This is a genomic window from Spirosoma spitsbergense DSM 19989 (assembly GCF_000374085.1).
Taxonomy (GTDB): domain Bacteria; phylum Bacteroidota; class Bacteroidia; order Cytophagales; family Spirosomataceae; genus Spirosoma; species Spirosoma spitsbergense.
The window spans coordinates 1-12915 of sequence record NZ_KB893431.1 but is presented as its reverse complement, the minus strand read 5'-3'; the positions used below and the strand labels follow the sequence as shown (position 1 = coordinate 12915).

The window sequence follows — 12915 nt, the reverse complement described above, 5'->3', positions numbered from 1 at the left end:
CTTTGATTTAGAAGGGTGTGGCCTAACCAAGCATCATCGCCTTCGTCGGCTGTTGTTTATCTTGTCAATGAGTCTGATTTGGGCCCTTGAAACGGGCGAGTGGCTCATCAAAGCGGGTCATAAAATACCAACCCGCAACTTGACAGGCCGATGCCAAGCGTTGTTTAGTTTATTCCGTCACGGTTTAGATGAACTGCGCGATAGAATCCTTAAAGGCCAACCTGTTGGCCACCTTGTACCACTTTTGTCCTGTACTTAGGACGAAAAGTATAAACATGCGCTTGCATAGATCATAGAAATCGGCCCTGTAAGTTTGTTTAGCCGCAGGCGGGGCAGTTGTGTCGTTGAAACATAGCACTAACACTGAGTCCGGCGACCCAAAACTACGACCTTTGCTTGCAATCATTACTTTTTAAGGACTACCAAACCTTTTATAAAAATTGAGGACACTACGTCCGCGGGTACCCGGGCCTTATCGGCCAATGATACTAAACAGATGCTCAGTAGCCTGTCGCCTAGCCATCGCAGCACGCCATACCTAGATACCCGGCAGTTTTTTCACAAATCCTTTGGGCCGGTACCGCAGGCGCTTACCCACCACCAGCCGGACATAATCTGAGTGGGTATTGATTAACTCCTGCGAGAAAGTCCGATTGACCCAGGACGTTGAACTGTAAATTCCGCCGTAATACTTATCCGTACTGTAGCCCAGCGTCAACGAAGCGATGCCTTCCCAACCCGCCTTCAAACGACTCTCCGATGGAGCAGATACGGAGGTGGTTTGCTGGAGAAGCAATGATACGCCCGGACGAACGGATAAACTGGTGAAAAAGTACTTTCGAAAAACGAACGTCTTCGTATAGCCTGCATCAACACCCAGCGCGATGGTTCGTATTCCCCGCAACTGGGCCTGGGACTGGAATTCGGATCGCAGGGCCGTGGGTATGAAGGCGGAGTCGGCCCGGATGTTCTGGTAGGTCAGAAAACCGCCAAATACCCAGCTATACGCATTTCGACGTTGCCCTTCCCGCTGCAGCAGGGTAGCCGGAACGGAAAACTGGAGGGGATTCGTCTGGTAGAGGACGTGAACCTCGGCCGTCTGGCTGCGCAGGTCATCCCGGTTCGGGTAGGTGGCAAACCGGTCCAGCCAGTCGGGTTGCAGCAGTTCGGGATTGTACATATAAAATCCCCGGTATGAATGGTACTGGGCAGAAACCAGATAATGATTCCGGTTCAGATTCACCTTGGCACCAAACTGTTTGGTTTTCCCCTTCCGGGTCACATCATAGCCAAGCAGTGGCAGTCTGACGGTTAATTCCGTGCCGATCCATTTGTAGTTGACCCCGAGGCCGACGGACCAGGGCAGGTTCGGCTTGTACTTCAGCGGAACGGTCGAGCCCACCATGCGCATGGTAAAATCTTCCCGGTCAGTCACGGCAAACAGGTGCAAACGACCATAATAGGTGACAATATAGGTGCGGTCGACCCGGGGTGTTTCTGTTTTCAGGAGGGTATCCAGCGGAATACCAAGCAGGCTGAGCCCCTGCCCCATGCTTGCCAGGGAACACCCTACAAACACAAGCAGCAGCAGTGCTTTACGTAGTCGTTTAGTACTCATTGTGTAGTGACATAGCCCCCCTATAACTGATAACATGGTGGCAAATGTTTTCTACAACACAACGACCGCCTTCCCGATAACCCGGCGTTCCATCATGTCGGTGAGTGCCTGGGGCGCTTCGCTCAGCGAATACTCCCGGTAAATATGCGGGGTGAGTTTCCCCTGCATCACCCAGGTGGCTATCTCCTGCATGTTTTGCTGACTCAGCGCGGCTTCTTTCTGTGTAAAGGCACCCCAGAAAACACCCACGATAGCGCAGCCTTTCAGCAGAGCCAGATTCAGCGGAATTTTAGGAATCTCGCCCCCGGCAAAGCCAACGACCAGGTATCGTCCCCGCCAGGCCATTGACCGGATGGCGGGTTCTGCCCATTGATCACCCACGGGGTCCAGCACCACGTCGACACCCTTGCCGCCCGTAATGTCTTTGATGCGTTGGCGCAGGTCTTCCGTCGTATAGTTGATGCCGTGCGCAGCTCCTTTTTGCCGACAAACGGCCAGTTTCTCTTCCGTCGAAGCCGCAGCAATGACGGTGGCTCCCATTCGTTTCCCCAGTTCAACGGCAGCCAGTCCAACGCCACCGGCGGCCCCCAGCACCAGCAGCGTTTCCCCCGCCTGTAGTTGGGCGCGGTCTTTCAGGGCGTGGTACGATGTGCCGTATGCGTACAGGGTCGACGCCCCCGTCACAAAGTCCATCCCGTCGGGCAGGGGAATAGTGGCATTTGCATCCGATAGCCGCTCTTCGGCCAGCCCCCCGTGCGACCCGAACGTAAATACCCGGTCGCCGGGTTTGAGGTGAGTGACGCCTTCCCCCACGGCACGTACCACGCCCGACGATTCGCTCCCCGGCGAGAACGGCAACGGCGGTTTGAACTGGTATTTATCCTGAATGGTCAGCGTATCCGGAAAGTTGAGGCTACAGGCTTTTGTCTGGATAAGCACCTGGCCGGGGACGGGCGTGGGCGACGGGATGTCTTCCAGCGTGAGGGTATCGGGCAGGCCAAAAGAACGGCAGAGAATTGCTTGCATAGTTTAAAGAGTGAAAGAAGGAAAGAGCGAGAGTGTGAAAGAGTGAAAGGCTGACGCGTCAGCAACTTTCGCTCTTTCACACTCTCGCTCTTTAATTTACCATAAAGACCGCGTTGCTGAAAAGCAGTTGGCCATTGTACCAGAAACCCCGGAAAAGCGGGTCATCGGCCAGATACACAATACTGCCGTGCCCCATCGTCTGAACACCCATCAGAAGAGTATTCTTTAGCTTTCCTTTTACGTTCTTCCCCGAAAATCCGGCTACGTAATTATCGTTTTTCAGGTAACCCACATTCCAGCCATCCTTCAGAAAATCGAAGTTATAGGCGTTCAGCACCAGCGAGTAATACCCACCCGACAGGCCGAACCCGAGTGGGTGCGTCGTGTCCATATTGACCCGGTAGATACTCCCCGGCGTTTCATCCGAGAGGGCCGACCGTTCGCGGTCGGCGTACACGTTGAGCGAATCAACCCTATTTTCCCGGCGAACTTTATCTACCTTATCCCCATCGCCCGGTTTCTCTTTCAGGTCGAACCCGTCTTTACCCGCCAGAAACGACGCGGCCCGTTCCATCGCGATGAGTTTGCCCCCTGCCCGAATCCATTCTTTCAGCGCTGTCAGCGTCTTTTCAGTCAGAATACGGCTGTAGTTATAGTTGGATGGCAGTATCAGGACATCCAGTTTGGTCCAGGCCAGGTTACCCAGCGAACTGCCGTCCAGCAGGGTAATCGGATAATTGAGGGTCTGGTCGAAAAAGTGCCATACTTCCCCCGCCGACGGTGGGGGCGTCCCTTCTCCCGTTACAAGACCCACTTTGGGGGCTTTCAGTCCGAATACCGAACCGGAGCCAAAGTCGGAACCGGTCGTAACGAACCCTGTCTGAACCGGCGTATAGTCACTACCGTTAGCCGTAGCGGTTTGATTGACCAATGTTCCCAGCCGATCGCCAAACTGCTCGTTACCAGTCCGGGTGATGATCAGCGTACCATACGGGTACGATTTCCCTTCTACCTCAAATGGTTTTTCGGCAACCCGCACCCGCACATTTTGTTTCATCAGGGCCGTCAGCGTCTTCACCGCCGGTACCGACTGCCAGCGAATCAGGTAGGCGTAAGCGTTGGCAACTGGTGCAGGAGCCGGGGGCGGGGTCGAGGGGCCGACTGGATTCAGGCGGGTTGTCAGGCCGTAGGTTTGCAGGCCATAGGCGTAGGGCAGCGACCAGGCCGTAATGTCGTAGGTAGCCGAATCCTCCAGCGCCGAGTTTGGCTCGAACAGGATTTTCAGCAGCGTCGATTTGGGCTGATAGGCACTGATAATCATGTCTTCGGCGGCTACCGCTGTATTTTTCTCCGTTTTCTGCGTACTGTAATTGAAGGCCCCGACAGCGGTCTGAGTCTTTCCGGCGTAGCCATAGCTAATTTTATTCCGGTCCAGCAGTTGCTGCAACGCCCTGATTCGTCCGGCATCGCCATTGGCCTTAATTACGTAACTTTTGTAGGCCCCAATGGGCGTATTGCGGGATTTATCGAAAAACTGTCCAAACTCCTTCACGATTTCGGCGGGTCGGTCGGCCACGGATTCGAGCGTGGCGATGCCCGATGTGTAATGGTGGTCGATGCGCTGGCGGAGGGTGAGCGTGTCCCCATCCTCCTTCCGGATGGCCAGCCCCGCCCGACCTCCCCCGCCCTGTTCAAACGTCATGCCGATGGCTCCGTTGTAGGTTGGGTAGGTATCGCCGTAGCTGGGATAAAACAGGTCGTAGCGTTCGCGGGTGTAGTAGAGCCAGCCATTTTTATCGAAAGCCCGGCTGCTATACTGCCCGATCGTTTGCTGAAACTGCCGCTGGTAGGGCGTAATATCCTGGTGGTAAGGTTTGGCCGATGGCGCAAAATAATAGGCACTCTCCGCCCCCATTTCGTGAAAATCGGCGTGGAGCTGGGGCATCCATTGCTGGTAGAGTGCCATACGCTGCTGCGTATTTTCCTGCGTTTGCCAGGCCCAGTCGCGGTTAGGGTCGAAGAGGTAATGGGTATACCGACCACCGGGCCAGGGTTCGCTGTGTTCGCGGGCTGCGGGATCCGGGTTGGGGTTGCGGCCCAGCATCTGGTTGTACCAGTTCACGTAGCGGTCGTGCCCATCGGGGTTGAGGCCGGGGTCGAGCAGCACCACCGTCGTGTTCATTATTTTCCTCGAAAGGGTGTCGCTCGTATTCGTTAGCCGGTACAGCACCTCCATAAACGCTTCGGAGCTGACGGCTTCGTTGCCATGCACGTTATAACTCAGCCAGGCTATGGGTGGTTGGGGCGCGGTGGTCGGCGTTCCTTCCAGCAGGCCGGTCCGTTTCAGGTTATTGGTCCTGATTTCTTCCAGCCGCGCCAGATTCGCTTCGGAGGCAATAACGACCACCATCAGCTGGCGGCCTTCGTAGGTCTGACCGTACGGAATCAGTTTGACCCGATTGGGCAGTTGACGGGCTACCTGTTCGGCGTAGGCAATCAGGCGGTGGTGGGGTGTAAATCGGTCTCCCGGTCTGTAGCCCAGAAACTGAGCGGGGGAGGAAACGCTGGTTGCGGTTGTTGTTGATGCCTGGGCTAATACCGGTCTGGACGGATAAGTCAGTACCAGCGTTACCAGAGCCGCCAGCAGAAAAACTTTTTTCATAAATAAAATAAAAAAACGGAGAAGCTAACTGGCTCAAAAATAGCAGTAAATCGGTCAGGAACCCTTTTTTTGGAAATTTTTTGATGGTAGTCATTGCATTTTTAAAACATCACCTTACCTTTGCACCACGTTTCGCCAACAGGGCAGCTAATCAGCTAAACAGTTGGGTCTTTTAAACAAGACGGCCGATTCGTCTAGCGGTTAGGACATCGCCCTTTCACGGCGGTAACACGGGTTCGATTCCCGTATCGGTCACTAACAAATTGAAAAAAGCCCCTCGGAAAAAGGGGCTTTTTTTTGTGCCATTCATTCCATTGTGTGTGCCGTTGGCTGAAGCCTAACAGCAATTCGTAAAAAGGTCCCCAGGGCCTGTTGATGGGAAGCCTTAAACCGTTCAATCCATTGCCGCTGGGCTTTAGCCAACGGAGCCGGGAAAAGGTTGATACTAGTTTCGGATAAGCCCCGATAGGGTGAAGTCAGAAGTTTATCTTATGCCCGATAGATGTCAGAAATGAAAGACAAAACACAGTAAGTGATATATTGCATGCGCAACTACGTAGCATATGGTTGATGTCATTCTCCTGTGGCTCACAACTAGCCTTTTATGTCATATTCCCTGATTCGTGATAATTGGCCCAAAGGCCAACACGGTTCAGTCGGTGCTTTCTTAGATGAGTGCATCCGACCTGAATCAAGCTTGTCTATTGTTTCTGCCTATTTCACTATATATGCCTACTATCACCTAAAAGATCGACTGGATACTATTCAGGAACTACGCTTCCTGTTTGGTGAGCCTAATTTCATACTGGACGACAGCAAGACCTACCGTCGCTCATCCATTGAGCAGGATGCGATTTCATTAGACAACTCTATCAAACAGAAGAATATAGCCAGCGATTGTGCAAACTGGATTCAGAATAAAGTACAGATCCGGTCAATGGTGAAACCTAACTTTCTGCACGGCAAACTTTATCATATTCAGCAGCATAACGGGGCGAAAGATGCCATTTCAGGCAGTTCTAATTTTACGGCCAGTGGGTTAGGCTTTGGTAACCGGCCTAATATGGAGTTGAATCTGATTGTCGACAGTAAATCCTCGCTCAACGACCTGAAAGACTGGTTCGATTCACTCTGGAATGCGGACGAAAGCCTCGTTCGCGATGTAAAGACGGAGGTTCTTAAATACTTAGAGCAACTCTACAAAGACACCTCCCCGGAGTTTGTTTACCTCAAAACGCTCTATCATATCTTTGGAAATTACCTCAGTCAACAGCAAAGTAATGACTTGCTGGATGGCAAATCCCGTTTCACCGAATCAGTTGTCTGGAACAAACTCTATCCGTTTCAACAGGATGGCGTACGGGGTATTATCAGCAAAATAGATCGGCACGGCGGCTGTGTACTGGCTGACAGTGTGGGCTTAGGAAAGACTTTTGAAGCACTGGCCGTTATTAAGTACTACGAAATCAAGAATAAAAATGTGCTGGTGCTTTGCCCCAAGAAATTAGGTGAAAACTGGACTATTTATCAGGCCAAAAAGAACTCGGTACTCAATCCCCTGCAAAGCGACCGCCTGAACTACACGGTTATGTACCACACCGATCTGGGTCGTACGCAGGGCATCGCTCAGGCAGATAATATCACCATCGAAACATTTGATTGGGGCGTTTATGATTTAGTTGTCATCGATGAATCACACAACTTTCGCAATAATACCGTAGGCAAATACGATGCCGATGGTAACCTGATCAAGAGCCGGTACGCCCGGCTGATGGATGATATTATCAAGGCCGGGGCGCAAACGAAAGTCCTGTTGCTAAGTGCTACGCCGGTCAACAATTCACTCAAAGACCTGCGTAACCAGATTTATTTTATTATTGGAGGCAGTGACTCGGCCCTGGCGGAGTCGGCGGGTGTAAAAAACATTGGTAATACACTGGCAGCAGCCCAAAAGCAGTTTACCGATTGGGCCGATCCTAAAAAGACGGTTAACCGCACTGTGCAGGGGCTAATGGAGAAGTTGGACAGCGGGTTTTTCAAACTTTTAGATGAACTGACCATTGCCCGCTCCCGTCGACATATCGAAACGTTTTACGATATGAACGCCATCGGGAAATTTCCAGAGCGACTAAAACCGAAGGCCGTTTATCCGGAAATGGACACTAACCATCGGTTTCGCTCCTACGATGCCATTAACCGTGAAATCTCGGGGTATAAACTTAGCCTGTTCAACCCGTCTGCCTACCTGTTGCCGGACTTTGAAGACCAGTACAGCGAACGCATCGACACAAAGAAAACAGCTAACTTCTCGCAGGCTAAGCGCGAATACTTTCTGATTGGTATGATGAAAGTCGGCTTTCTGAAACGGCTGGAAAGCTCAGTGCAGTCGTTTGAACTGTCCATGGACCGGACAATCAAAAAAATAGAGACCCTGGAAACCAAAGTCAGAGCGTATCAGGCTAATCCCGTTCGCACTATCATTGAAACGGATGAGTTATCCATCGATGCACCCGACGATGAAGAAGTAATGGCGGTTGAAGATGCGTATCTAGTGGGTGGTAAGAAGAAGTTCGATCTGACCCATCTGAAACTGGATGAGTGGCTGCATGACCTCAGCGAAGATAAAGATAAGCTCTTGTCGCTCTACGACTCGGCCTCGGCCATTACGCCCGAACGGGACGCTAAATTGCAGGAATTAAAACAGCTTATCCGGGAGAAAGTAACGAACCCGCTCAACGCCGATAACCGCAAGGTGATTGTGTTTACGGCTTTTTCTGACACGGCCAGCTATCTCTACGAAAACCTGCACGACTGGGCCAACACCGAGTTTGGTATCGAATCGGCCCTGGTGACGGGCAGCGGCAGCAATCAAACTACGTTTCAGCCCAAAGGCTACCGCAACCCGACAGACTTTAACACCATCCTGACCAACTTTTCGCCCCGCGCCAAAGGTCGCCATCAGTTAACTAAAACGATGCCGCAAATCGGCGAAATCGACCTGTTGGTGGCTACCGACTGCATTTCGGAAGGGCAAAATCTTCAGGACTGTGATTATTTGGTCAACTACGACATCCACTGGAATCCCGTCCGAATCATTCAACGCTTTGGGCGGATTGACCGGCTGGGGAGCAAAAACGACAAAATCCAGCTCGTCAATTTCTGGCCCACCAAAGACCTTGACCAGTATATCAACCTCAAAAACCGCGTGGAAGCCCGCATGGCCCTCGTAGACATAACGGCTACGGGTGAAGATAACCTGCTCAGTAATGATCAGATTGAAGACTTGGTAGAGCAGGATTTAAAGTTCCGGGATAAGCAACTCAAACGGTTGCAGGAAGAAATACTGGACCTGGAAGACCTCAACGAAGGGGGCGTATCGTTAACGGATTTCACCCTGGATGATTTCCGAATCGAACTGATGCGGTTCATCGAGAAAAACAAGCAGCAACTGGCCGACGCTCCTCTGGGCCTGTATGCCGTTGTGCCGTCACCCGTTGGGCCTTACGCACACCTGCACGGGGAAAATGGCCAGCTCAAAATTGGAGACAATGACCTCATCAAACCGGGTGCGCTGTTTTGCCTGCGCCAGAAGGCTGATGCCGACCAGAAAGCCACCGACGACACCAGACAGCTTAACCCACTTCACCCTTATTATCTGGCATATGTGTATGACGGTGGCACGGTAAAATACAGTTATGTGAACGCCAAGCAGATTCTGGAGGTGTTCCGGTTGCTGTGTCAGGACCGGACGAGGGCGCATGAGTCACTCTGCGACATCTTCAACGCCGAAACCGAAAACGGGGCCGACATGGCGCCGTACTCTGACTTACTGAAACGGGCTATCGAGTCGTCGGCTAACTCATTTAAAAAACAGGCCAGTCAGCAATTAATGACCGGGCGGGGTGGTGTATTGGTACCCAAAGAGAAACAGCTAACCGCTAATTCCGAGTTCGAATTGGTTACGTGGCTGATTATTAAATAACTTGGGAGATGGAAAATGTAACGCAGCAGGACAGCTACCGGCAGTTTGTGGCCGACATAAAGCAGCGCATCCGGCAGGCGCAGTATCAGGCTCTCAAAGCCGTCAACAAAGAGCAGATTCAGCTCTATTGGGAGTTGGGGCAGCTTATTGTGGAACGGCAGAACCAACACGGCTGGGGTAAAGCCGTGGTTGAGCAACTCGCCAGCGAATTACAGGCCGAATTTGCCGGTATCAGTGGTTTTTCTGCCCGCAATCTGTGGAGAATGCGGGCTTTCTATACCCAGTATGTTGGCAACACCCTAATTCTGCCACCGATGGTGGCAGAAATTAGCTGGTCGCACAATCTGGTCGTTATGGAAAAATGCAAAGACGATCACGAGCGACTGTTTTACATCCGGCAAACGCAACGCAACGGCTGGAGCCGCAACGTACTGATACACCAGATAGAGGTCCGGGCGTATCAGAAGACCCTGCTCAACCAGCAAAATTTTGAGCAAACCATGCCAGAAGCCAGCCAGGCTACGGCGGCCCTGACGCTCAAAGATGAGTATACCTTCGACTTCCTGAATCTGAGCGACGCCCACTCCGAGTACGAACTCGAACAGGCAATTCTGGCCAACATCCGCCGGTTTCTGATTGAAATGGGGGCCGACTTTTCGTTTATCGGCAATCAATACGTGATTGAACTCGATGGTGTCGACTACCGTATCGACCTGCTGCTGTATCACCGCGAACTCCGGTCCTTGGTGGCTATCGAATTGAAAATTGATGGATTCCGGCCTGAATATGCCGGGAAGATGAATTTTTACCTATCGCTGCTGAATAAGCGCGTTCGGAAAGCGCACGAAAACCCGAGCATTGGCATTATCATCTGCAAAGACAAAAGCCGCACTACCGTTGAGTTTGCCCTTCAGGACATCAGTAAACCAATTGGGGTCGCTACGTACTCGCTCACCAACCAACTGCCCGACAACCTGCGTCCGTTTTTTCCCAGCTCCGAAGAATTCGTGCGCCGAATTGAAGCAGTGTCGACCTGGCTCAATCAATGACATATTAGTTACCCGGCTTGTTACCGATGCCCACTCCGAAATCTACCAGAAATGCTATCGACTAAAACCGCTATTCAAACCGCACTTCAGCAGTTTGCCACCGCCAACCTCTTTGATAATGCCATCCATCTATTTCAGACCCTAGGCTATAATACCGAACGCCAGAACCCGCTCGATGAACCAACGTATGCCGGGCTGGTTGAGGAATACCCGCAACTTGCCGAGCGCATTAATACCGACAAGGCCCGCACTGCCCACTGGAATCAGGTAAACTTGCTGTTTCAGCTGACCGAAACGGAGATGAACCGACAAATGGGCCTGTTCGATTCGGGAAAAGTGAACGATACCATCATTGAAGCCTACCTCTTTTTCGCCATTGACCTGGCTGCTCAATCCAATGGCAAAGCCTACTCCCGCACGGCACTGTCAGAAATTACGCGCGAGCTGAACAAGGCATTTCCGATGCCGGTACTGGTGCTGTTCAAATGCGGCCATACGCTGTCATTGGCGGTAGTGAAACGGCGACTTAATAAACGTGATGCCGACCGCGACGTGCTGGAAAAAGTCACCATCATCAAAGACATCCAGCTTGCCGAACCACACCGGGCGCATATCGAAATTCTGTATGACCTGAGCTTCCCCAAACTCCGGTCCGACTACGGGTTCCGCAATTTCGTGGAATTGCACAATGCCTGGCAAAAAACACTCGACAGTTCCGAAATCAACAAGCGGTTTTACCGCGAACTGGCCAACTGGTATTTCTGGGCGCTGGGCGAGGTGAAGTTCCCCGAAGAAGCCATGCCCCGCACCAGCGACCCCGATAACGACCGCCAAAGCTGGAATGCCCAACAGGTAATCCGCATGTTGACGCGATTGATTTTCGTTTGGTTTTTGAAAGAGAAAACCGCCGATGGCAAGCCCCTGATTCCGGCTGAACTTTTTGACCGTAAAACCCTTGATACACTGCTGAACTACACCGACAAAGCCGGTAGCACGTATTACAAAGCTATTTTGCAAAACCTGTTTTTTGCTACACTCAATACCGAAATGGCCAAAGACAAGCCCGACTCGCGCCAGTTTGTGAAGCGTCAGACGGGTATTCAGGGCTTTTATCGCTACGGTCGGTTTTTTACCGACGAAAACCGGGCGTTGGCTCTGTTTCAGGACGTGCCATTTCTGAACGGTGGCCTGTTTGAGAATCTCGACCAGAATGTGGGCAGCCCCAACGTGGTCCGAATCGACTGCTTTTCAGACCGGCTCGACCAGGAAACCCGCCTGACGGTTCCCGATTATCTGTTCTTTCACCCCGACCACAAAGACGAGGAACTGGATGCCGACCTGAACGATATTCTGGGTACCAAAAACAAGAAATACAAAGTTCGTCCGCTCATCGACCTGCTGCACAAATACAAATTCACGATTGACGAAAACACGCCCGTTGAGGAAGAAATTGCCCTTGACCCCGAATTGCTCGGCAAGGTGTTTGAGAACCTGCTGGCTACCTACGTCCCCGAAACCAGCAGCACCGCCCGCAAACTGACCGGCTCGTTTTATACGCCCCGCGAAATTGTGGACTACATGGTGGACGAAAGCCTGATGGCCCACCTCGAAAGCAAACTCACCACCGGCCCCAACCCCCTACCCGCCGACGGCCTGCGGAACCGGCTGCGCGATCTATTGGCCTATACGCCCGCTGATGGCGATTTCTCAGCCGCCGAAAAACGGCGGCTCATTACAGCGCTGGACGACTGCAAAATTCTGGACCCAGCATGCGGCTCCGGGGCGTTTCCGATGGGCGTTCTGCACAAAATGGTGCATCTGCTCGGCAAACTCGACCCGCACAACGAAGCCTGGCGGCAAAAGCAAGTAGATAAAGTGCTGGAACTGCCCGATGCGAGCCTGCACGACGCACTAATTGAGGAGATTGATAAGGCATTCCGGGAAAATGAACTTGATTATGGCCGTAAACTATACCTGATTGAAAACTGCCTGTACGGGGTCGACATTCAGCCGGTGGCCGTACAAATTACTAAACTACACCAGTAGTGCTAGTTCGTGATCAGAGATTAGTTTGAAATTAACCCGAAAAGGGGTATCTAAAGGTCGCCAAACCAAACATAGACACCCCATGATCGAGTCACTCAAAGATACCCTAGAGGAAGGAAGTCTGGAAGATATGTTGACCATTGTTTATTATTATGTCGATGAGTTTTATCAGAAAATTGGCTTTTTGGTTGAAAGACCAGGTCCCCAAGCGGTTTTCTCCGACAGCGAAGTTATTACACTGGCGTTGGTTAATCAAATGGTAACTAATTCAGAGACAGCGTGCCGGGCCGCCGGTGCGGTATGGCTTCGTTAAGCGCAATTATAGCCATTTGTTCCCTCAACTTATTGAGCGAAGCCGCTTTCACCGACGCAGCAAGGGTTTNTTTAAACTCACCAACTTAATGCGGCAAATGATGCTTTGCCACTTGGGTATTACACGCCAAATCTGGTACATCATGGATAGTATGCCCTTGCCCGTTTGTGGCTATAGCCGAGCGGGTAGACAACATAACCTGGCGGCTGATTTTGGCAT

The 12915-nt window shown here is 51.9% G+C and carries 7 protein-coding genes, 1 tRNA gene and 1 pseudogene; 6 read left to right on the top strand and 3 right to left on the bottom strand.

Annotation, left to right across the window (positions count from 1 at the left end; genetic code table 11):
* Positions 1–259, top strand: a pseudogene (locus tag B157_RS39280) (hypothetical protein); the annotation flags it as partial.
* A 279-nt stretch (positions 260–538) separates the two neighbouring features.
* On the opposite strand, the gene B157_RS0106540 reads toward B157_RS39280, so the two are convergent.
* The 3 genes from B157_RS0106540 to B157_RS0106530 all read right to left on the bottom strand — a co-directional run bounded on the left by B157_RS0106540 (position 539) and on the right by B157_RS0106530 (position 5306).
* Positions 539–1618, bottom strand: a complete 1080-nt coding sequence (locus B157_RS0106540; RefSeq protein ID WP_020602561.1) for a DUF4421 family protein — start codon at positions 1616–1618, stop codon at positions 539–541.
* A 51-nt stretch (positions 1619–1669) separates the two neighbouring features.
* Positions 1670–2644: an NADPH:quinone oxidoreductase family protein gene (locus tag B157_RS0106535; RefSeq protein WP_020602560.1), complete on the bottom strand. Its 975-nt coding sequence runs from the start codon at positions 2642–2644 to the stop codon at positions 1670–1672.
* A 91-nt stretch (positions 2645–2735) separates the two neighbouring features.
* Positions 2736–5306, bottom strand: coding sequence for a M14 family metallopeptidase (locus B157_RS0106530; RefSeq protein WP_020602559.1), 2571 nt, complete (start codon positions 5304–5306; stop codon positions 2736–2738).
* A 183-nt stretch (positions 5307–5489) separates the two neighbouring features.
* On the opposite strand from B157_RS0106530, the gene B157_RS0106525 reads away from it, so the two are divergent.
* The 5 genes from B157_RS0106525 to B157_RS0106505 all read left to right on the top strand — a co-directional run bounded on the left by B157_RS0106525 (position 5490) and on the right by B157_RS0106505 (position 12696).
* Positions 5490–5561 (top strand) — tRNA-Glu (locus B157_RS0106525).
* A gap of 442 nt (positions 5562–6003) precedes the next feature.
* Positions 6004–9288 (top strand): helicase-related protein, encoded by a 3285-nt coding sequence (locus B157_RS0106520; RefSeq protein WP_020602558.1) that lies wholly within the window; start codon positions 6004–6006, stop codon positions 9286–9288.
* Positions 9289–9296: 8 nt separating this feature from the next.
* Positions 9297–10337 (top strand): PDDEXK nuclease domain-containing protein, encoded by a 1041-nt coding sequence (locus B157_RS0106515; protein ID WP_020602557.1) that lies wholly within the window; start codon positions 9297–9299, stop codon positions 10335–10337.
* A gap of 51 nt (positions 10338–10388) precedes the next feature.
* On the top strand, positions 10389–12383 hold the full coding sequence (locus B157_RS34635) for a DNA methyltransferase family protein (RefSeq protein WP_020602556.1): 1995 nt from the start codon (positions 10389–10391) through the stop codon (positions 12381–12383).
* Between the two features lie 82 nt (positions 12384–12465).
* Entirely contained in the window at positions 12466–12696 is a 231-nt protein-coding gene (locus tag B157_RS0106505; RefSeq protein WP_020602555.1) for a hypothetical protein, read from the top strand.
* The last annotated feature ends 219 nt before the right edge of the window (positions 12697–12915 follow it).